This is a genomic window from Sinorhizobium sp. Y406 (assembly GCF_058732025.1).
The window spans coordinates 254,358-274,455 of record NZ_CM178974.1; the positions used below are offsets into that span (position 1 = coordinate 254,358).

At 62.3% G+C, this 20,098-nt stretch carries 21 protein-coding genes; all 21 read left to right on the forward strand.

Annotated features, from left to right (window positions below):
* Window positions 1-131 precede the first annotated feature (131 nt).
* Entirely contained in the window at window positions 132-512 is a 381-nt protein-coding gene (gene flgB / locus AC4P1R_RS01180; RefSeq protein WP_069459495.1) for a flagellar basal body rod protein FlgB, read from the forward strand.
* Window positions 513-517: 5 nt separating this feature from the next.
* A complete protein-coding gene (flgC, locus tag AC4P1R_RS01185) occupies window positions 518-937 on the forward strand; it encodes a flagellar basal body rod protein FlgC (RefSeq protein ID WP_492177311.1) in 420 nt (139 codons plus the stop codon).
* The gene (gene fliE / locus AC4P1R_RS01190; RefSeq protein WP_492177312.1) at window positions 937-1,272 is read left to right on the forward strand and encodes a flagellar hook-basal body complex protein FliE; all 336 of its coding nucleotides are present in this window, start codon (window positions 937-939) and stop codon (window positions 1,270-1,272) included. Before flgC ends, fliE begins: the two co-directional genes overlap by 1 nt.
* Before the next feature lie 11 nt (window positions 1,273-1,283).
* Window positions 1,284-2,072: a flagellar basal-body rod protein FlgG gene (gene flgG, locus AC4P1R_RS01195; RefSeq protein ID WP_069459492.1), complete on the forward strand. Its 789-nt coding sequence runs from the start codon at window positions 1,284-1,286 to the stop codon at window positions 2,070-2,072.
* Between the two features lie 18 nt (window positions 2,073-2,090).
* Window positions 2,091-2,597, forward strand: a complete 507-nt coding sequence (gene flgA, locus AC4P1R_RS01200; RefSeq protein WP_083265367.1) for a flagellar basal body P-ring formation chaperone FlgA — start codon at window positions 2,091-2,093, stop codon at window positions 2,595-2,597.
* On the forward strand, window positions 2,594-3,709 hold the full coding sequence (locus AC4P1R_RS01205) for a flagellar basal body P-ring protein FlgI (protein WP_151610828.1): 1,116 nt from the start codon (window positions 2,594-2,596) through the stop codon (window positions 3,707-3,709). The genes flgA and AC4P1R_RS01205 overlap by 4 nt, the downstream gene beginning before the upstream one ends.
* On the forward strand, window positions 3,706-4,245 hold the full coding sequence (locus AC4P1R_RS01210; RefSeq protein WP_151610829.1) for a MotE family protein: 540 nt from the start codon (window positions 3,706-3,708) through the stop codon (window positions 4,243-4,245). The genes AC4P1R_RS01205 and AC4P1R_RS01210 overlap by 4 nt, the downstream gene beginning before the upstream one ends.
* Window positions 4,242-4,952 (forward strand): flagellar basal body L-ring protein FlgH, encoded by a 711-nt coding sequence (gene flgH / locus AC4P1R_RS01215; RefSeq protein ID WP_069459489.1) that lies wholly within the window; start codon window positions 4,242-4,244, stop codon window positions 4,950-4,952. Before AC4P1R_RS01210 ends, flgH begins: the two co-directional genes overlap by 4 nt.
* 44 nt (window positions 4,953-4,996) lie before the next feature.
* Window positions 4,997-5,485: a flagellar basal body-associated FliL family protein gene (locus tag AC4P1R_RS01220; protein ID WP_069459488.1), complete on the forward strand. Its 489-nt coding sequence runs from the start codon at window positions 4,997-4,999 to the stop codon at window positions 5,483-5,485.
* A gap of 7 nt (window positions 5,486-5,492) precedes the next feature.
* Entirely contained in the window at window positions 5,493-6,230 is a 738-nt protein-coding gene (gene fliP / locus AC4P1R_RS01225; protein ID WP_069459487.1) for a flagellar type III secretion system pore protein FliP, read from the forward strand.
* A gap of 396 nt (window positions 6,231-6,626) precedes the next feature.
* Complete coding sequence (locus AC4P1R_RS01230; RefSeq protein WP_492177313.1) at window positions 6,627-7,802, forward strand: flagellin N-terminal helical domain-containing protein; 1,176 nt, start codon at window positions 6,627-6,629, stop codon at window positions 7,800-7,802.
* 248 nt (window positions 7,803-8,050) lie between these two features.
* Window positions 8,051-9,226 (forward strand): flagellin N-terminal helical domain-containing protein, encoded by a 1,176-nt coding sequence (locus AC4P1R_RS01235; RefSeq protein ID WP_492177314.1) that lies wholly within the window; start codon window positions 8,051-8,053, stop codon window positions 9,224-9,226.
* Window positions 9,227-9,549: 323 nt separating this feature from the next.
* Window positions 9,550-10,515: a flagellin N-terminal helical domain-containing protein gene (locus AC4P1R_RS01240; RefSeq protein ID WP_492177315.1), complete on the forward strand. Its 966-nt coding sequence runs from the start codon at window positions 9,550-9,552 to the stop codon at window positions 10,513-10,515.
* A 572-nt stretch (window positions 10,516-11,087) separates the two neighbouring features.
* On the forward strand, window positions 11,088-11,738 hold the full coding sequence (locus AC4P1R_RS01245; RefSeq protein WP_492177316.1) for a hypothetical protein: 651 nt from the start codon (window positions 11,088-11,090) through the stop codon (window positions 11,736-11,738).
* Entirely contained in the window at window positions 11,735-12,973 is a 1,239-nt protein-coding gene (locus AC4P1R_RS01250) for a MotB family protein (RefSeq protein WP_492177317.1), read from the forward strand. The genes AC4P1R_RS01245 and AC4P1R_RS01250 overlap by 4 nt, the downstream gene beginning before the upstream one ends.
* A gap of 209 nt (window positions 12,974-13,182) precedes the next feature.
* Window positions 13,183-14,475: a chemotaxis protein MotC gene (gene motC / locus AC4P1R_RS01255; RefSeq protein ID WP_069459986.1), complete on the forward strand. Its 1,293-nt coding sequence runs from the start codon at window positions 13,183-13,185 to the stop codon at window positions 14,473-14,475.
* Window positions 14,472-15,911 carry a flagellar hook-length control protein FliK gene (locus AC4P1R_RS01260; protein WP_069459482.1) on the forward strand — a complete coding sequence of 480 codons (1,440 nt, stop codon included), beginning with the start codon at window positions 14,472-14,474 and terminating at the stop codon, window positions 15,909-15,911. Before motC ends, AC4P1R_RS01260 begins: the two co-directional genes overlap by 4 nt.
* Window positions 15,847-16,413, forward strand: a complete 567-nt coding sequence (locus AC4P1R_RS01265; RefSeq protein ID WP_492177318.1) for a transglycosylase SLT domain-containing protein — start codon at window positions 15,847-15,849, stop codon at window positions 16,411-16,413. The genes AC4P1R_RS01260 and AC4P1R_RS01265 overlap by 65 nt, the downstream gene beginning before the upstream one ends.
* 270 nt (window positions 16,414-16,683) lie before the next feature.
* On the forward strand, window positions 16,684-17,355 hold the full coding sequence (gene rem, locus AC4P1R_RS01270) for a transcriptional activator Rem (RefSeq protein WP_069459480.1): 672 nt from the start codon (window positions 16,684-16,686) through the stop codon (window positions 17,353-17,355).
* A gap of 86 nt (window positions 17,356-17,441) precedes the next feature.
* Window positions 17,442-18,656, forward strand: coding sequence for a flagellar hook protein FlgE (locus tag AC4P1R_RS01275; protein WP_069459479.1), 1,215 nt, complete (start codon window positions 17,442-17,444; stop codon window positions 18,654-18,656).
* 21 nt (window positions 18,657-18,677) lie between these two features.
* Window positions 18,678-20,096: a flagellar hook-associated protein FlgK gene (flgK, locus tag AC4P1R_RS01280; protein ID WP_069459478.1), complete on the forward strand. Its 1,419-nt coding sequence runs from the start codon at window positions 18,678-18,680 to the stop codon at window positions 20,094-20,096.
* Window positions 20,097-20,098 lie beyond the last annotated feature (2 nt).

Genomic DNA, 20,098 nt, shown 5'->3' on the forward strand with positions numbered 1-20,098 from the left:
TGCATGTGCCCAGGGGAGGCCCGCAGCCGTCTTCGTCCCTTGCCATCACGCGGCCTGCGGCAAACCTGCTTCACGACAAGTCCCACGCAAGATTACCCCCTTAGGTTCCACGTCATAAGCAGGAGCTTTAGATGGAACCGATTCAGCTTTTCGAACTCGCGTCGCGCCAGGCTCAATGGCTGACGGTCCGCCAGAACGTCGTGGCGGGCAACATCGCCAATGCCAATACGCCGCACTACAGGGCCAGGGACGTCCTGCCCTTCGAAAGCGTGCTGCAGAGTACCGGCCTGCAGATGGCCGCCACCCATGCCGCTCATTTCACCGAAAGCCCGGAAGCAGCCCAGGTGACGGAGGTCAGCGCGTTGGACGATGTCGAGGTGCAGCAGTCCGGCAATACCGTCGCGCTCGAACAGGAATTGATGAAGACCGGTGAGATCAAGCGCGACCACGAGCTCAACTCGGGGCTCGTGAAGGCCTTTCACCGCATGATGCTCATGACCGTACGGAAGTAGACACCATGGATCCTTTGACTTCGGCCCTCAAGGTTTCGGCTTCCGGCCTGCAGGCGGAATCGACCCGGCTGCGCATCGTTTCCGAGAACATCGCCAATGCACGTTCGACCGGCGACGTCCCCGGCGCCGATCCCTTTCGCCGCAAGACCGTTTCCTTCGCGGCGGAAGTCGACCGGGCAAGCGGCGCATCGCTGGTTGAGATCGACCGCATCGGCACCGATGATTCCGAATTCAACGTCGAATTCGACCCCGGCAGCCCGGCCGCCGACGAGAAAGGCATGGTCAAGCTGCCGAACGTCAACATCCTCGTGGAAATGGCCGACATGCGTGAAGCGAACCGCGCCTATGAGGCCAATCTGCAGACCATCAAGCAGTCTCGCGATCTCATTTCCCAGACAATCGACCTGCTGAGGGCTTCGCAATAATGATCGACGCAATTCAGTCCATCGGCGCGTTTTCGGCCATGAAGAAGGCCGAGGGAGCGGAGCTGAACGCATCCACCGGGCTCCTCGTGCCGCATGCCGGCGTGGCCGCCCCGTCGCCGCAGAGCTTCGCCGAAGTCCTGGGCAACATGACCACCGACGCCATTCACTCGATGAAATCCGCAGAAGGGATATCGCTGCAGGCCATCCGCGGCGAGGCCAATACCCGTGAAGTCGTCGATGCGGTGATGACGGCGGAACAGTCGCTGCAGACCGCGATTGCCATCCGCGACAAGGTGGTCACCGCCTATCTCGAAATCGCGCGCATGCAGATCTGAAGGAACGTGTCATGAAGGCTCTCTCCATCGCCGCCACGGGCATGAACGCCCAGCAGCTGAACCTCGAAGTCATCGCCAACAACATCGCGAACATCAACACGACCGGCTACAAGCGGGCGCGCGCCGAGTTTTCGGACCTGCTCTACCAGACCGAGCGCGCCCAGGGCGTGCCGAACCGCTCGAACCAGGCGATCGTTCCCGAAGGCGCGATCGTCGGCCTCGGCGTGCAGACATCGGCGGTGCGCAACCTTCATATCCAGGGCAGCCTCGTCAATACCGGCAACAATTACGACCTGGCGCTGGTCGGCCGTGGCTGGTTCCAAATCGAGACGCCGGACGGCGAGACGGTCTATACCCGCTCCGGCGCCTTCAACACCAACGCCACCGGGCAGTTGGTCACCATCGACGGCTATACGGTCGTCCCCGGCATCACCGTGCCGCAGGATGCGAGCGAGATCGTCTTCACGTCCTCTGGTCAGGTGATGGTGCGCATCGGCAATGACACGGAGCTTCAGGAAATCGGCCAGCTGACGATCGCGAATTTCGTCAACGAAGCGGGTCTCGAGCCTATGGGCGAGAACTTGTTCCGCCAGACGCCCGCTTCCGGCGAAGCCATCGTCGGCACGCCGGCCGATCCGGGCTATGCCCAGATCAAGCAGAATTATCTCGAGTCCTCGAACGTCGATGCGGTCAAGGAAATCACCGACCTGATCTCGGCCCAGCGGGCCTATGAGATGAATTCCAAGATCATTCAGGCCGCGGACGAAATGGCGGCCACGGTGAGCAAGAACCTCAGGTAACGCAAGCAGGAGGCAAACATGACGTTTCGCCAGTCCGCCGCAAGGGCAGCAATCGCAAGCGGCGCCGTGCTTCGGGCGCAGGCCATCGGCCTTGTTGCGATCGCCGCGTTTCTGTCGCCGGCGCTTGCCGCCGGGGAACGACCGACAGCCGTCATCCCGACGCAGACGATCTATCCCGGCGAGACGCTGGAAGCCGGCATGCTGGAAGTGGTCGACGTGACCAATCCCGATATCACGGACGGCTATGCGCGCTCGCTCGACGAGGTGGAAGGCAAGGTCACGAAACGGACCCTTCTTCCCGGACGGGTTATCCTCGCATCGGCCTTGCGTGAGCAACATGCGGTCGAGCGCGGCTCCAAGGCCCTGCTGGTCTTCAGCAAGGGCGGACTGACGATCACCGCCACCGGTTCCCCGCTCCAGGACGCGGCGGTCGGCGACCTCATCCGTGCGCGCAATGTCGATACCGGCGTCATCGTTTCGGGTACCGTCATGGCCGACGGCACGATCCATGTGGTGGCGAAATGACGATCCGGGCATGCAAGTGGCTGTTGACCTTCGCCGTCGCCTTTGCGGCGACGCTGACCTTCGCGCACGGCGCCTCGCGCATCAAGGACGTGGCTTCACTGCAGGCCGGGCGTGACAACCAGCTCATCGGCTATGGCCTCGTCGTCGGGCTCCAGGGGACGGGCGACAGCCTGCGGTCCTCGCCCTTCACGGAACAGTCGATCCGCGCGATGCTGCAAAATCTCGGCATCTCGACCCAAGGGGGCGAGTCGCGGACGCGCAACGTCGCTGCGGTCCTGGTAACGGCCACGCTGCCACCCTTTGCGAGCCCCGGCAGCCGTATCGACGTGACGGTCGGCTCGCTCGGCGACGCGACCTCGCTACGCGGCGGCACGCTGGTCATGACGTCGCTTTCCGGCGCCGACGGCCAGATTTACGCGGTCGCCCAAGGCTCGATCGTCGTGACCGGCTTCAACGCCCAGGGTGATGCCGCGAGCCTGTCGCAGGGTGTCACGACGGCTGGCCGCGTGCCGAACGGTGCCGTCATCGAGCGGGAATTGCCGGCGAAGTTCAAGGATGGCTTCAACCTCGTCCTGCAGTTGCGCAATCCGGATTTTTCCACGGCCGTCGGCATGGCTGCGGCGATCAACAACTACGCCGCGACGCAGTTCGGCGGACGCATCGCCGAGGCGCTCGACTCGCAGTCGGTGCTGGTCCAGAAGCCGAAAATGGCCGATCTCGCGCGCCTGATGGCCGATATCGAGAATCTCGTCATCGAAACCGACGTGCCGGCGCGCGTCGTCGTCAACGAGAGGACGGGAACGATCGTCATCGGCCAAGACGTCCGCGTTTCCGAGGTTGCGGTCAGCTATGGCACGCTGACGGTGCAGGTGACCGAAACGCCGACGGTCGTGCAGCCGGCGCCCTTCTCGCGCGGCCAGACCGCCGTGGAGCCGAACACGACGATCGAGGCGCAGGCGGATGGCGGCACGGTGGCGATCCTCAACGGCTCCAGCCTGCGCTCGCTCGTGGCCGGTCTCAACAGCATCGGTGTCAAGCCGGATGGGATCATCGCGATCCTCCAGAGCATCAAAACGGCGGGAGCCCTCCAGGCGGAGCTTGTGCTGCAATGACCGCAGATCTCTTCCATTTCATTCGCAAGTCACGGCGCTTGGCTTTTGGGTCGGCCTGCGGGGCGTTGATGCTCGCTATGCCGGGCGCCTTCGCCCAGGACGTCACGGCACCGCCCGCCGAAAACGCGACGGCGAACGAAATCCAGCAGTTCTGCACCAATATTGCCGATGCCGCGCGCGACCAGCGTTACCTGCTGCAGCGCAAGGACTTGGAAACGCTGAAAGTAAGCGTCGACGAGCGCATCTCGGTACTCGAACAACGCCGGGCCGAATATGAGGACTGGCTGAAGCGCCGCAACGATTTCCTCAAGCAGGCCGAGCTTGGTCTCGTCGACATCTACAAGGCGATGAAGCCGGACGATGCCGCCGGCAAGCTCGAAATGGTGCGCCCGGAAATCGCCGCGGCGATCGTCATGAGGCTGCCGGCGCGCCAATCCTCGCTGATCCTCGGCGAGATGAGTGACGAAAAGGCGGCAGTGCTTACCAATATCATCTCCAGCGCCAGCGATCCGAACACCTCGAAGGAACCGTCATGAGAAAGCAATTCACGGCCGTCCTGGCCGTCGGCCTCCTTGCGGGATGTCAGAGCCAGGCCTTCAAGGAGATCGGCCAGGCGCCATCGATGAGCCCGATCGGCAGCGGCCTGCAATACACCCAGACGCCGCAGCTCGCCGCTTATCCGAAGCAGCCGCATCAGATCACCAACGGCTTTTCCCTTTGGAACGATCAACAGGCGGCGCTTTTCAAGGATGCGCGGGCGATCAATGTCGGCGACATCCTGACGGTCGATATCCGCATTGATGATAAGGCAAAATTCAGTAACGAGACCGACCGCAGCCGCACCAATTCCAGCGGCTTCAACCTCGGTGCCAGCGGCGAATCGCAAACGAGCGACTTCGGTTGGTCCGGCGATCTGGAATATGGCTCGAACACGAAGACCCAAGGGGACGGCAAAACCGAGCGGTCCGAAAAGCTGCAACTGCTCGTCGCTGCGGTCGTCACAGGCGTCCTCGAGAACGGCAACCTTTTGATCAGCGGCTCGCAGGAAGTGCGCGTCAACCATGAACTGCGCATCCTCAATGTTGCGGGCATCGTCCGGCCACGGGATGTCGATGCCAACAACGTCATCTCCTATGACCGCATCGCCGAGGCGCGGATCTCCTATGGCGGCCGCGGCCGCCTGACCGAAGTGCAGCAGCCGCCCTATGGTCAGCAGGTGATGGATCTGATCTCGCCGATCTGAGTACCAGGTGTCGGGCGCCGGAACGATCGCAACGGAACGTCATGATGGAAGAAACTGAAAACAAGCAGCCCCAATCTCCGTCAAAGATCATGACCATCGTCGTCGTCGCGGTGCTGACGCTCGTGGCAGGCGGCGGAGGGTGGCTGGCCGGCGTCGCGCTTGCGCCGCCGCCCCCGGAGCCCGGGAAGACGGCCGAAGTGTCGCCGGAGGCCACCGGCGCCGAGGGCTTGCCGAAACTCGCCACCGAGGAGAACGGCATCGTTCAGCTCGAGCCGATCACGACGAACCTCGCCTATCCTTCGGAGAACTGGATTCGCCTCGAAGTGGCGCTCCAGTTCAACGGCGCCCCCGATGTCGCGCTCGCGGAGGAGATCCATCAGGATATCGCCGCCTATCTGAAGACCGTATCCCTGCAGCAGATCCAGGGGCCGCGCGGCTTTCAATATCTCCGGGATGACATCCAGGAGCGGGTTGACCTGCGCTCTGACGGGCGCGTAACGAATGTGATGTTCAGAACCTTCGTCATTCAATGATTCGCTGATGCTCCGGATTGCTGCGTTCATAGTCGCCATGATGGCGATGTCGGGAATTGCCGGGGCGCAGAGCTTCCCTGCCGATATCCTCAATACCCCCGTCGACGGTTCGGTGGCCTCCTGGATCATCCGCACGTTCGGCCTCTTGACCGTCCTTTCGGTGGCTCCGGGTATCCTGATCATGGTGACGAGCTTCCCGCGCTTCGTCATTGCTTTCGCGATCCTGCGCTCGGGCATGGGGCTGGCGACGACGCCGTCGAACATGATCATGGTATCGCTGGCGCTGTTCATGACCTTCTATGTCATGGCGCCGACCTTCGACAGCGCCTGGCGCACGGGTATCGATCCGCTGCTCAAGAACGAGATCACCGAAACCGAGGCGATGCCACGCGTCGCGGAGCCTTTCCGCAAGTTCATGCTCGCCAACACCCGCGACAAGGACCTGCAGCTCTTCATCGATATCGCGCGCGAGAAAGGCCAGACGGTCGTCGTCAACGACCAGGTGGATCTGCGCGCCGTCGTGCCCGCCTTCATGATCTCGGAAATCCGCCGCGGCTTCGAGATCGGCTTCCTGATCATGCTGCCCTTCCTGGTGATCGACCTCATCGTCGCGACCATCACCATGGCCATGGGCATGATGATGCTGCCGCCGACGGCGATCTCGCTTCCCTTCAAGATCCTCTTCTTCGTGCTGATCGACGGTTGGAACCTGCTTATCGGGAGTTTGGTGCGCTCCTTTACGTGAGGCGGACCGTCGCCACCTCCACTCATCCTGTGCTTGTCACAGGAAGCCACGGCGCGTCGGCGCCGTGAATAGCCTTTAAGAAGCGGCTCCCTCGGCAAGACGGGAAGAGTTGAAGGACATCCCCGGCGCTAACGGCTTTCCGCTGCCCCTTGCCCCCCATACGATCGTGTTAACCTAAGATTTCACGTCTGATTAACCATGACGCGGTCCGCGCCTCTCCAACTTCCCCTGGGTTAAGTACTTGGCAATGAATGACTGCGAGTTTCGTCCTCACACGACGGGTTTGGCGTCCTTCACGAGTTGAGCGGAGCCGAGTGGCATGATGCCGGATCGCCGTGACCGGTAACGAACTCCGGTATGTCCCCCCAATCCGTATTTCGTAAGGGACAAACGAAAATGACGAGCATTCTCACCAACACCTCCGCAATGGCCGCGCTGCAGACCCTGCGCTCGATCTCCTCCAGCATGGAAGAAACGCAGGCTCATGTATCCTCCGGCCTGCGCGTCGGCTCCGCTTCCGACAACGCCGCCTACTGGTCGATCGCGACGACCATGCGTTCCGACAACATGGGGCTCTCCGCCGTGCAGGACGCGCTCGGCCTCGGCGCCGCTAAGGTCGACACTGCTTACGCCGGCATGGAATCGGCCATCGAAGTCGTCAAGGAAATCAAGGCCAAGCTCGTTGCCGCCACCGAAGACGGCGTCGACAAGGGCAAGATCCAGGAAGAGATCACCCAGCTTCAGGAGCAGCTGACGAGCATCTCGGAAGCTGCTTCCTTCTCCGGCGAAAACTGGCTGCAGACGGACGTGACGGCCGCCGGTGGCTCCGAGATCAAGAGCGTCGTCGCTTCATTCGTGCGTGACGCCTCGGGCAACGTGTCTGTCAAGAAGGTTGACTACACCCTGGACGCCACGACGGTCCTGTTCGATGAAGGCGGCACCGCCGGCATTCTCGACAATCAGACATCCATCCTGGACGACAGCGTCACCCTCACCGTCAACATGGATGGTGTTGAGACCGAGGTAACTGTCGTAAGCTACACGACGGATGACGTCATTGCTGATACGGGTAGCGTCTTCACGGGCGACTCGGCGACGGGTGGTGCGCGCAGCTACGTCAGGGTTTCTGACGACACTTGGGTAGAAGCGGTTGACCAGTCCACGGTTCCGACGCAGGAAGTTGCCTATAATGATGGCACGACATCCTGGGCGGTGGACACCACCCAGAACCCGGCTACCGTTCTTACCTCGTCCGTAGCGGACCTGACGATCGACAACACCACGACCTCTGGCCAGCTCGATCAGCTCATCCAGATGGTTGACGATGCCCTCACCTCGATGACCAGTGCGGCCGCCTCCCTGGGCTCGATCTCTTCGCGCATCGACATGCAGAGCGAGTTCGTCTCCAAGCTGAGCGATTCGATTGAGTCCGGTATCGGCCGTCTTGTCGACGCCGACATGAACGAAGAATCGACCCGCCTCAAGGCCCTGCAGACGCAGCAGCAGCTCGCAATCCAGGCGCTGTCGATCGCCAACTCCGACTCGCAGAACGTGCTCTCGCTGTTCCGCTAGTCATCCCCCGGGCGCGGGAGGCTGTACCTGCCCAGACCGACTTCCGAAGAACCGTGCCCGCAACAGGTGCGGTTCTTCACTTTTATGAGGCTGCTTCAGTATTCGTTAACCATAGTAAGGTTAGATGGGCCCATCGAAACGGCGGGTTGACCTTTTATATCAAAGGGTTAACAAGCATGACGCTGACTGCCGTTCCCGGTGCTACCGGAATGTCCCTTTATCAATCAGCCATCAAGGGGCACCATCCTATGACAAGCATTTTGACCAACATCGCGGCCATGGCCGCGCTCCAAACCCTGCGCTCAATCGGCTCCAACATGGAAGAGACGCAGGCCCACGTCTCCTCGGGCCTTCGTGTTGGCGAAGCCTCTGACAACGCCGCCTATTGGTCGATCGCAACGACCATGCGCTCCGACAATATGGCGCTTTCCGCCGTTCAGGACGCGCTCGGCCTCGGCGCCGCCAAGGTCGATACGGCCTACGCCGGCATGGAATCGGCCATCGAAGTCGTCAAGGAAATCAAGGCCAAGCTCGTTGCCGCCACCGAAGACGGCGTCGACAAGGACAAGATCCAGGAAGAGATCACCCAGCTTCAGGATCAGCTGACGAGCATTGCCGAAGCTGCTTCCTTCTCCGGCGAAAACTGGCTGCAGACGGACGTGACGGCCGCCGGTGGCTCCGAGATCAAGAGCGTCGTCGCTTCATTCGTGCGTGACGCCTCGGGCAACGTGTCTGTCAAGAAGGTTGACTACACCCTGGACGCCACGACGGTCCTGTTCGATGAAGGCGGCACCGCCGGCATTCTCGACAATCAGACATCCATCCTGGACGACAGCGTCACCCTCACCGTCAACATGGATGGTGTTGAGACCGAGGTAACTGTCGTAAGCTACACGACGGATGACGTCATTGCTGATACGGGTAGCGTCTTCACGGGCGACTCGGCGACGGGTGGTGCGCGCAGCTACGTCAGGGTTTCTGACGACACTTGGGTAGAAGCGGTTGACCAGTCCACGGTTCCGACGCAGGAAGTTGCCTATAATGATGGCACGACATCCTGGGCGGTGGACACCACCCAGAACCCGGCTACCGTTCTTACCTCGTCCGTAGCGGACCTGACGATCGACAACACCACGACCTCTGGCCAGCTCGATCAGCTCATCCAGATGGTTGACGATGCCCTCACCTCGATGACTAGTGCCGCTGCAGACCTCGGCTCCATCGGCATGCGCATCGATCTCCAGCAAGAGTTCGTCTCCAAGTTGACCGACTCGATCGACTCGGGCGTAGGCCGCCTCGTCGATGCCGACATGAACGAAGAATCGACCCGCCTCAAGGCCCTGCAGACGCAGCAGCAGCTCGCCATCCAGTCGCTGTCGATCGCCAACACCTCTTCGGAAAACATCCTCACCCTCTTCCGTTAATCGGATCAGGCATTGGGATAGTCTCCCTCTCATCGAAATCGAAACCGCGCTTCGCAAGAGGCGCGGTTTCTTGCGTTGCAGCAAAGGGCATGCGCCAGTCCGTCGCCCCCGTCGGCTCTTTACACGTTCGCCCCTTAACCCATTCTTCATGCATCCTAACCATCCATTAATCGCGTTAACCATTTGTTAACCATTGCCCATTAACGCTTTGTTAGGGACGACGGTCTGGCCGCCCAGGGCAAAAAGGCGCCAGCGCGCATGACGCCGCACCGTCGTCGTCGGCGCTTGGCCGGATGCTCCTTTCCCCTACAGGGCAAACACCAATGACCAGTATTTTGACCAATCCAGCCGCCATGGCTGCATTGCAGACCCTGCGCGCGATCAACAGAAATCTCGAAGTGACCCAGGCCCGGATTTCCTCCGGCTACCGCGTCGAAACGGCGGCCGACAACGCCGGCTACTGGTCGATCGCGACGACCATGCGTTCCGATAATTCGGCCCTCGACACCGTTCATGACGCGCTCGGCCTGGGTGCCGCCAAGGTCGACACCTTCTATGCAGGGCTCGACACCGTCGTGGAGGTCATGAGCGAGATCAAGGCCAAGCTCGTCGCGGCGCAGGAGCCGGGCGTCGACAAGGAAAAGATCAACTCGGAGATGACCCAGCTGAAAAGTCAGCTGGTTTCGGCCGCCCAGTCTGCCTCCTTCTCCGGCGAGAACTGGCTCTACAACGACGCGACGGCGGCAATCGGCACGAAATCGGTTGTCGCCTCGTTCAACCGCAGCGCCGACGGCAGCGTTACGGTTGCGAAGCTCGACTACGACACGTCCACATCCGTTCTCGTGGATGTCGAAGATGCAAGTCGTGGGATGCTCACCAAGGCGGTGGACGCGGATGCGCTCGATCCGGACACGACCGGCACGGCGCGCGAATATTACCTGCTCGCGGTCGGGACAATCCCCACGGGCGCTACTGAAATCGCGATCGATGATTCGACGACGGACGACGAACTGACGGACATGCTCCGCGTCGTTGACGATCTGATCCAGCAGCTGACCGATTCCGCCTCGACGCTCGGGGCGATCACCAAGCGCATCGAAATGCAGGAAGGTTTCGTGGCCAATCTGATGGACGTGATCGACAAGGGTGTCGGCCGTCTCGTCGATGCCGACATGAACGAGGAATCGACCCGGCTGAAGGCGCTGCAGACGCAGCAGCAGCTCGGCATCCAGTCGCTCTCGATCGCCAATACCAACTCGGAGAACATACTGCGCCTGTTCCAGCAGTAGGGGGTGTGACGAGGGGAGAAGGCAAGGCCCCTCCCCAACCCCTCCCCACAAGGGGGAGGGGCTTCATCGGCCGCTCCCGCTTCGTTCCTCTCCGCCGTTGCTGCTGGGAGAGAGGCTGAATGAAGCTGAGGGCGTGGCAAACTCCTGCCCCTCCCCCTTGTGGGGAGGGGTTGGGGAGGGGTCTTGCACAGGCCTCAACCCCGAACCTGATTCCAGCCCTTCCTTCCGCCGTGCCGCCGGTCATCGGCGCGGCGGGAGCCGGTTGGGCCGCGCTATTGCCCTGGCGCGGTCCAACACCTTCATTTTCGCACAAGTTTGACCGGATAGCCTTTCCTCGCATCGGATGCTTGCCGGCCAAGATGGTTTTGCGCCGCCGCGGGCATCGGTCAGCCTGGGTACGCCCCGGCGTGCCGATGCTGATCGAGAATGTTGGTTCTGTCGCTGTCTCGGGCGATCGGGACCGAAGGAGACATTTAAAACGTGTCATGCTCATTGGATTTCCGGGCCATGAGGCAGCCTCTGCCGGACCGGCGGTGCGCGTCGGCTTTCGCGTGCGGGCAGGGGAGGCGCCCATGAGCGCATCGCTTTCCCGCTACCTCAAGGATTTCAGCGCGCCGAAGATCGAGCTCACGCGGATGCCGCCGAAGTATTTTGCGGATCTCGATGGGGGCTTTCCCGACGGCGAGACCGCTGCGAGACCCGCCATGCCCGAGATCGACATCGATGCCGAGCGCCGTGCGGCCTTCGAAGAGGGTCGCACCGAAGCCACGAGCGAACTCGTCGCCGAGCACCAGCGGGAAATCGCCGAACTGAAGGCCCGCCATGCGGAGGAATTGGCTGCCCTAACCCGGCGCCTGCACGAGGATACCGCGCGAAATGTGGCCGCCCAGTTTTTGGAAATGACGGAGCGGCTGGCGCTCGCCCTCGGCGACCAGACGGCGCGCGTGCTGGCGCCTGTCATGGAAGACGCGCTGCTCAACCGCGCCATAGAGAATCTCGCAGACCTCATCCGGCAGGGAACCGCCGCCGGCGAGGATCTGGCGATAAGCGTCAAGGGGCCGCTTGCCCTCTTCGAGGCGCTGAAGGCTCATCTGCCCGATGACACGATGGTGTTCCGCCACGTGGAGTCTGCCGATGTCGACGTCACGGTCGAATTCGGCGATGCCATCCTAGTGACCAGGATTGCCGCCTGGTCCGATACCGTCCGGAAGGTTCTGGCATGAGCAATGAAAGCCATCATAACGGCAAGAACGAGATCATCATCGTCAAGCGTTCCAGCGGCAGCCAGGGTGATCATCACAGCGGTGCCTGGAAGATCGCCTATGCCGACTTCATGACGGCGATGATGGCCTTCTTCCTGGTCATGTGGCTGATCAACGCCGCCAACGAGGAAACGAAGGCGGCGATCGCCGCCTATTTCAATCCGGTGCAGTTGACCCAGGAAAAACCCTCCGAAAAGGGATTGAAGGATCCGGCGAAAGACGCTGAGGGCGAAGAGAAGCAGCAGCGTTCAAAGGCCGAAGGCGAGCAGTCGAAATCCGGCGGCTCGGCCAAGACCGGCGATCAATTGACGGCGACCTCCGGCGAAGAGACCAAATACTCGGACGCGGATTTCTTCGAGAACCCTTATTCCGTTCTTTCCGAGATCGCGCAGGAGGTCGGCCAACAGGCCAATATCAGCGTCAAGGGCGAGGGTGGCGCGGCTCAGTCGGGCCCGTCGACCGGTGCCGATGGCGGCGAGGCCTATCGCGATCCGTTCGATCCGGACTTCTGGACCAAGCAGGTCGAAGTCAAGCGGGCCGGCAATACGGAGAAGAGCAACGTCGCGGAGGCGCAGGAAGCTGCGCTGGGGCAGGACGACGTCTCGGAATCGATGAACGGCAAGACGCCCGCCGAGACGGCCGAGACCGCACAGACACCCACCGATGACGGGGAAGCTGCCAAGGGCGAAGCAGAGGCGCAGGATCAGGAGACACAGAAAGAGCAGGAGAAGCAGAAGGAAGCGGACGCGCTGAAGGCGGAAATCCAGAAGGCGGTCGGCGGCGAGGCCGGGCGGCTGCTCGAGGGGCTCGTCGTGTCGCCGACCGAGGGCGGTCTCTTGGTGACGATCAGCGAGCAGTCGGATGCGCCGATGTTTTCCGTCGGCTCCGCCGTGCCGCAAAAGGAACTCGTGTTTGCCATGGAGAAGATCGGCAGCCTCCTCGCCACGCGCCGGGGGGCCGTCGCCATCCGCGGCCATACGGACGGCCGTCCCTACAAGGACGGAACCTATGACAACTGGCGCCTGTCTGCGGCGCGCGCGCAAAGCGCCTATTACATGCTGGTGCGCGGCGGTCTCAGGGAAGAGCGCGTCGGCCAGATCAGCGGCTTTGCCGACCGACGCCTGCAGGTGCCGGATGATCCCTACGCGCCGGCCAACCGCCGCATCGAAATCCTGTTGCAGTCGGGGCAGGGTTGAACGCGATGCTGAAACGGCTAAGCAGGTTCCGCAAAAGTGTGCAGCGGTTTTCCGATGAGAACCTGCGTCAGACAAAGAGCAGGTCCCGCAAAAGTGTGCAGCGGTTTTGCGATCAGAACCTGCGTCAGACAAAGAGCAGGTTCGGGAAAAGTGTCCCACGGTTTTCCGATGAGAACCTGCGTCAGACAAAAGAATCCAATAAGACATTCGTGGGTTTTCCCGCGAATGTCCTATTGCGCGTCATTCTGGTGACATCGGCACTCATTGTGCCGATTGCGTCCGGCGCCGCACGGGCGAATGAGGGGCAAGACCTCGCACCGTTCAAGATGATCCGGTCGCTGCAATATATCCAGGATTCGGTCGTGCTCGGCGATCATTCCGCGAGCGAGATGCAGCGCTTTATCCTGGGTGAAATCGACAGGCGACTGCGCACGGCCGATCAGGCGCTGTTCCGTGACCCCCGCAACGTCGATGCGGCGCTCGTCTATGTCATGAGCGGCGGCAATCCGGAAACGCTGGACCTCTTGACGGACCGCGACGTCGAGGGGAACTTCGACACCCGCGTCAGCGATGCCCTGCGGCAATATCTGCGCGGCAAGGGACCGCTGATCGTCGAGCAGCTCTCCAAGGCCGCGCCCGAATACCGCAATTCCCGCATCGGCCCCTATCTTTTCCTGATCCTCGGCAACGCCACGTCGCAGCAGGATCCCGTCGCCGCGATGCAATATTACGACTGGGCGCGCCTGACGGCGCCCGGGTCCATTATCGAGGAGGCGGCGCTTCGCCGCTCCGTGGCGCTGGCGGCACAGGCTGGCAATCCCGAAAAAGGGTTTCGCTACGCATTGAACTATGCCCGACGCTATCTGACATCGCCCTATGCCAGCCAGTTCGCCGATGTCTTTGTCGAGCTGGCGGTCGTCCACTTCGGTGAGGCGGCCGAGCGGCGGGTCGACGAGGTCCTTGGCTTCATGGATCCGCCGCGCCAGCGCGAGATCTTCTTGCGCATTGCGCGGCGGGCGGCGATCGCCGGCCGCCAGCCGCTGGCGTTGCTCGCGTCCCAGCGCGCCGAGGAACTGGTCGGGGTCGGCGGTTCGCAATCGCAGCTGCTCGCAAGCTTCTATCAGGGGCTCGCCGCCGTTCCATCGGCGGATGTCTTCGCTGCTGCGCAGACGATCGCGGCCATTCCGGAGGAAAGGCTCTCGCAGCGCGACCGCGCCCTGCGGCAGGCAGCGAAGGCGATTGCCGATGCGGTTGTTCGACCACCAGAGGATGTAAGTCCCGCGCAAGCATCCCCGGCTACAGCGGAAGTGCACTTTCGCAAAGAAGGCGCGCCGGAGCCGGAGGAGACCGGAAGCGGCATGAGCCCCTTTGCCGTGCCGGCCGAGGCGGACGTGCCCAATCAAGCGGCCGCGCCGGCCGATCCGGCATTCGACGGCTTCCTTGCCGATCGGCACTCGAGGATCAAGGAGATCGATGCGCTCCTGGAGGAGGAAGGACCATGAACCCTCTTAACGAGACTTTGCGCGCTCCCGCCGCCGTCTCCGGCTCCGGTTCGCGGCAGGGCGGCCGGGATCAGCGCCCGGGCGAAGCGGGCGCCTTCGAGACCGCGGTCGTCGATGCCGCCCGGAAAAAAGGGCCGGGGCAGAAGGCGGCGCCGGACTCGGCTCAGAGTGCCGCCGACGCTGCAGCGACCGATTCGCAACTGGCGGCGGATGTGGTGCTCGATCGAAGCGGCAAGGCCATGCTGGCCGCAAGCGACGCCGTTGGGACAAGCGACGGCCTCGGGGCGGCGGTCAACGAGACCCCTTCCCAGGACGGGCAACCGCAGGTGGCCAACGCACGTCAGAAGGCGTTGACTCGCCTGCAGCAACTGGCGGGTGGGATGATACCGGAACGCGGCGCGGCCGTCGAGGACGAAGCGCCCGGTCGCACCGGAGCCGCAAAGGGCGGGAAAGCGCATCAGGCGGCGGTGAGCGCCGAAAGGGGCGATGCCGTCGACGACGAAGCGCCGGACGCCGGCACCGCTTCCTCCGAGCCCACGGCCGGCGCCGTCAATGACCTCCTGGGCCTGCTTGGTGGACCAGTGCAGGCGGCTACGAGTGTTCCGGCGGAAGGCAAGGCGACCCGTATGTCGGGAGAGCGTAACATGGCTGGTCATGCAGCGAAGATCGACGCGGGCGAACTCGCGACGGCTGACGATCATTCGGCGACCAACGGTTCCGATGACGGCGCGACGGACCAGCTTTTCCGCTTCGCCCGCGCCGATGGCAAGGGCCAGGCGGTATCCATGAATATCTCAGCGGATGGCGAACATGTTGCCGTCGAGAGCGGCGGATCATCCCCGGCAGCCAGAGCCGAAGCGATTACCGTCCTGGAAGCCCGCCGCTACCTTGGCGTGGCCATGAACCCGAATTCGGCGTCGGTTACGAGCGCGATCGCCGGTGACGCCGAATGGGTGCAGGCGCTCCAGTCGAGCCTTTCCCTGACGCAGCCGGAGGCGCTGGGCCAGGCGGGCAAGACCCTGAACACACTGAAGATCCAGATGCACCCAATCGACCTCGGCACGGTTACGGCGACGCTGCGCCTCAAGGACGACGAACTCCAGGTCGAACTGAAGGTGGAGACGGGCGACGCCTATCGGCAGTTGCGCGACGACCAGGGCGAGATGGTGAGAGCCCTTCGCGCCCAGGGCTTCGCGGTCGACCAGGTGAACATCACGCTCAGTGCCGGCGGCGACACGTCGAGCGGCAATGGCTCGCAGGCGCAGGCCGGTTCCGGTCAATCCGGGCGCGAGCGGGCCGGTGAGGGCAATGGCGAAGGACGTCAGCGGCAGGACGGCAGCCAGGCCGCCGCGGCAGAGAGGTGGACAGGCAATGACGGAACGGATGATGCGTCGACTGGCGCTGAGCGCGCTCGCGCTGGTTACGTCTACATGTAGCGCCTTGGCGAGCGCGGGCGCCTGTGAAGGTGAAATCGTCGCCGCCGCTGCGAAATATGGCATTCCCACCGGAATTCTCTATTCCGTCGGCCTGGCGGAGACCGGCCGCACGGGATCCCTTCAGCCCTATGCGATGAATGTCGAGGGCAAGGCCTATTTCGGAAGCAGCGCACGGGACGTTCTGGCACAATTCGACGCGGCGCGGGCGCATGGCGCAAAGCTCATCGATCTCGGGTGCATGCAGATCAATTATCACTTTCACGGCGAGCATTTCCGTTCGCCGGAGGAAATGCTCGATCCGCGCCGGAATGTCGAATACGCCGCCCGATTCCTGTCCACCCTGCGCGCCAGGCACGAGAGCTGGACGATGGCCGTTGCGCGCTACCACGCCGGGCCGAACAACGATCCGGCGCAAAAGCAATATGTCTGCCGCGTCATCGCCAATCTCGTTGCGACCGGCTACGGCAAGTGGACGCCGAATGCGGCGCAGTTCTGCAAATAACAATCAACAGTTGCATTTCTGACGTTCGTTCCTCATTGTGGCCACAATGCGGAGAGATTGTGACTGCAAGGACTTTTGTCGCATGGCGTTAACTTTTCCACGCGACGATAGTGGCATGGTTAACAATTGCCTACTAGATATAGATCAAATCGGCACCCATTCCTTAATCAATTGTTAAAAACCCCCCTTAATTTTATCTAGTTGTTCGTGAATCCCACGATTCGTACCTCTCAACCAGTGAGACACCCATACTGATTCGGAGGCGGACGAATGATCGTGGTGGTTGATGAACGAGGGCTTGTGAAGGAGGGCTATACGTCCCTGTTCGGGCGCGAGGGCATTCCCTCGACGGGCTTCGATCCGAAGGAATTCGGCGAATGGGTGAGCACGGCCGCCGATTCCGACATCGATGCGGTCGAGGCCTTCCTGATCGGCCAGGGCGAAAGCGCGATGGCCCTGCCGCGTGCCATTCGTGACCGCTCCGAGGCTCCCGTCATCGCCATGAGCGACACGCCGTCGCTCGAGACCACGCTGGCGCTGTTCGACTGCGGCGTCGATGACGTCGTGCGCAAGCCGGTTCACCCGAGGGAGATCCTCGCGCGTGTTGCGGCGATCCGCCGGCGCCTCAAGGCAATCGCCAACTACACTGATATCGGCGCCATTCGTGTCTTTGCCGACGGACGCGACCCGGAGATCAACGGCGAGGTCTTCGCCTTGCCGCGGCGTGAGCGGCGCATCCTTGAATACCTCATCGCCAATCGCGGCCGCCGTGTCTCCAAGTCGCAGATATTCAATGCCATCTACGGCATCTTCGACGAGGACGTCGAGGAGAATGTCGTCGAGAGCCATATCAGCAAGCTGCGCAAGAAGCTGCGCAAGAAGCTTGGCTTCGACCCGATCGATTCCAAGCGCTTCCTTGGCTACTGCATCGACTGGACCTGAGGCCGAACTGCGGGAAATCCAACCAATACAGGTTCACGCAAGGCCGGGCTTCTAGTCTCCGGAAGAAGCAGGAAACGAGGATCGAAATGAGTCTCTATGGTACCATGAGAACGGGCGTCTCAGGCATGAACGCCCAGGCCAACCGCCTCAGCACGGTGGCTGAGAACATCGCAAATTCCAGCACGGTCGGCTACAAGCGTGCATCGACTGAATTCTCCTCGATGATCCTGCCGTCGAGCAGCGGCTCCTATAATTCCGGCGGCGTCCAGACCCAGGTGCGCTACAGCATTGCCGACCAGGGGGCGACGACCTATACGAGCTCGGCCAGCGACCTTGCGATAAGCGGCGGCGGCTTCTTCATCGTCGAGGGTGCCAATGGCCAGGAATACCTGACGCGCGCCGGAGCCTTCGTCCAGGACGACCAGGGCAATCTCGTCAATGCAGCCGGCTTCACGCTGATGGGCTACGAATACCAGGCCGGCGTCGACCCGACCGTCGTCGTCAACGGATTCGATGGTCTGACCAAGGTCAATCTGGCCTCGGAAGGCCTGACGGCGACCGGCTCGACCGCGGGCTTGATGGGTGCGAACCTGCCCTCAGGCGCCGCTAATGGCGACGTATTCACGACCTCGCTCATCGTTTACGACAGCCAGGGCAACACGCGCATCCTGGATTTCAATTACGAGAAGCTTGCCGATAACCAGTGGGAACTGGAGATCATCGACCGGACGTCGAGCACGTCTCTCGGCACCGCGACCCTGGATTTCGACGCCGACGGCGTGTTGACCACCTCGCCGGCGACCTTGACACTCAATGGTGGCGCGATCAGCCCGATCGCCGGGACTGGCGCCGTTCTCAACGATATCGACATCGACTTCTCCAAGACGACCCAGCTCGGAACCTCCTTCACGCCTGACGGTGGCAAGATCGACGGGAACGCGCCGAGCAAGATTTCAGGCTACCAGATCGATTCGGACGGTGTCGTCTATATCAAGTATGCCAACGGTGAACTCGAGCCGCGCTACCGAATCGCGCTTGCCAATGTCCAGAGCCCCGACAAGCTGGTGCCGCAGTCGGGCAACGTCTACTCGCAAGGCGTTGATTCCGGCGTCATCATTACCGGGTTTGCCGGCTCCGGCAGCTTCGGCACCATTCTTTCCGGCGCGCTCGAGAGCTCCAACGTCGATATCGCTGATGAGCTGACCTCGATGATCGAATCGCAGCGCAACTACACGGCCAATTCCAAGGTCTTCCAGACCGGCTCGGAGTTGCTCGAAGTCCTCGTGAATCTGAAGCGGTAATACCAAGAAGACGGTCCCAGCATGTCGTTGTCCTCCGCAATCGCGATCGCACAGTCAGCATTCAGCACCACGGCGCAGCAGACGGCCACGGTGTCGAAGAACGTGGCCAATGCGAGCAACGCGGATTACTCGCGCCGCATGGCCATGCTGGGAACCACCGCGGGCGGCGCTCAGATCGTCTCGATCTACCGCGCGCAGAACGAGGCGCTATTCAAGCAGAACCTCGCCAGCATTTCGCAGTCATCCGCACAGAGCAGCCTGCTCGCCGATCTGGAAATCCTGAAATCCGCTCTCGGCGGCAACGACTACGAGACGGCGCCCTCGACCTATCTCTCTGCCTTCCGCAACAGTCTGCAGACCTTCGCCTCGACGCCGGGCAATTCGACCCTGGCCGCAACCGTGGTGGCAGATGCAACCGATCTCGCCAACTCGATCAGCAATACGTCTGCGGCCGTTCAGGACTTGCGTCTCGGCGCTGACAAGCAAATCGCCGAGGCGGTCGACAACCTGAATGCGCTGCTGGCACGATTCGAGATCGCGAACAATGCAGTCAAGTCCGCGACGGCGGCCGGAACGGATACGACCGCCGCGCTCGACGACCGTGACAAGCTTTTGAAACAGATATCGGAACTGGTTGGCATCTCGACGGTCACCAGAGCCAACAACGACACCGTCATCTACACAACCGGCGGCACCGTTCTCTTCGAAACCCTGGCGCGGCAAGTCAGCTTCACGCCGACCTCGGCCTACGGCGCCACCACCACCGGCAACGCCATCCTTGTCGACGGCGTGCCGATTTCGGCCGGCTCGGGTGCGGATACGACGGCGCAGGGCAAGCTTGCGAGCCTGCTGCAACTGCGCGACGACATCGCGCCGACCTTCCAGTCGCAGCTCGACGAGATGGCGCGCGGCCTGGTCGAACTCTTCCAGGAAGGCGGTTCTCCCGGGCTCTTCACCTGGGCGGATGGCAACGTTCCTGCCGCCGGCGCGATCGAAGCAGGCATGGCCAGTTCCCTGATCGTCAATCCGCTTGCGAAGTCGAATCCATTCTTGCTGCGCGACGGCGGTTTCAACGGCGTCGTCTCAAACGCGGATGGTGCGTCGGGCTATACCGACCTGCTCGACGGCTACATCGCTGCCATGGACACCGACATGACGTTCGATGCGGCGACGGGGCTCGACGGCACGAGCTCGATCATGGAGTTCGCAGCGGCATCGATCGGCTGGTTCGAGCAGATCCGCAGTGCTGCCTCCGCAGCCGCCGAGAACAAGACGGCGCTTCTGGCGCGCACCGAAGAGGCGCTCGGCAATGTGACCGGCGTCAGCATCGACGAGGAAATGTCGCTGCTCCTCGATCTGGAGCAATCCTACAAGGCATCGGCCAAGTTGATCAGTACCGTGGACGCCATGATGGCGGCCCTTCTGGAAGCCGTGAGGTAATC

Bases quoted from the DNA above. Each gene is read 5' to 3' on its own strand.
- AC4P1R_RS01235 (WP_492177314.1), top strand. From the start codon at position 8,051: ATGACAAGCATTTTGACCAACATCGCGGCCATGGCCGCGCTCCAAACC.
- AC4P1R_RS01245 (WP_492177316.1), top strand. From the start codon at position 11,088: ATGAGCGCATCGCTTTCCCGCTACCTCAAGGATTTCAGCGCGCCGAAG.
- flgH (WP_069459489.1), top strand. From the start codon at position 4,242: ATGAGAAAGCAATTCACGGCCGTCCTGGCCGTCGGCCTCCTTGCGGGA.
- AC4P1R_RS01260 (WP_069459482.1), top strand. From the start codon at position 14,472: ATGAACCCTCTTAACGAGACTTTGCGCGCTCCCGCCGCCGTCTCCGGC.
- AC4P1R_RS01275 (WP_069459479.1), top strand. From the start codon at position 17,442: ATGAGTCTCTATGGTACCATGAGAACGGGCGTCTCAGGCATGAACGCC.
- AC4P1R_RS01265 (WP_492177318.1), top strand. From the start codon at position 15,847: ATGACGGAACGGATGATGCGTCGACTGGCGCTGAGCGCGCTCGCGCTG.
- flgC (WP_492177311.1), top strand. From the start codon at position 518: ATGGATCCTTTGACTTCGGCCCTCAAGGTTTCGGCTTCCGGCCTGCAG.
- flgA (WP_083265367.1), top strand. From the start codon at position 2,091: ATGACGTTTCGCCAGTCCGCCGCAAGGGCAGCAATCGCAAGCGGCGCC.
- rem (WP_069459480.1), top strand. From the start codon at position 16,684: ATGATCGTGGTGGTTGATGAACGAGGGCTTGTGAAGGAGGGCTATACG.
- AC4P1R_RS01210 (WP_151610829.1), top strand. From the start codon at position 3,706: ATGACCGCAGATCTCTTCCATTTCATTCGCAAGTCACGGCGCTTGGCT.
- AC4P1R_RS01240 (WP_492177315.1), top strand. From the start codon at position 9,550: ATGACCAGTATTTTGACCAATCCAGCCGCCATGGCTGCATTGCAGACC.
- flgG (WP_069459492.1), top strand. From the start codon at position 1,284: ATGAAGGCTCTCTCCATCGCCGCCACGGGCATGAACGCCCAGCAGCTG.
- AC4P1R_RS01230 (WP_492177313.1), top strand. From the start codon at position 6,627: ATGACGAGCATTCTCACCAACACCTCCGCAATGGCCGCGCTGCAGACC.
- fliE (WP_492177312.1), top strand. From the start codon at position 937: ATGATCGACGCAATTCAGTCCATCGGCGCGTTTTCGGCCATGAAGAAG.
- flgB (WP_069459495.1), top strand. From the start codon at position 132: ATGGAACCGATTCAGCTTTTCGAACTCGCGTCGCGCCAGGCTCAATGG.
- AC4P1R_RS01250 (WP_492177317.1), top strand. From the start codon at position 11,735: ATGAGCAATGAAAGCCATCATAACGGCAAGAACGAGATCATCATCGTC.
- flgK (WP_069459478.1), top strand. From the start codon at position 18,678: ATGTCGTTGTCCTCCGCAATCGCGATCGCACAGTCAGCATTCAGCACC.
- fliP (WP_069459487.1), top strand. From the start codon at position 5,493: ATGCTCCGGATTGCTGCGTTCATAGTCGCCATGATGGCGATGTCGGGA.
- AC4P1R_RS01205 (WP_151610828.1), top strand. From the start codon at position 2,594: ATGACGATCCGGGCATGCAAGTGGCTGTTGACCTTCGCCGTCGCCTTT.
- AC4P1R_RS01220 (WP_069459488.1), top strand. From the start codon at position 4,997: ATGGAAGAAACTGAAAACAAGCAGCCCCAATCTCCGTCAAAGATCATG.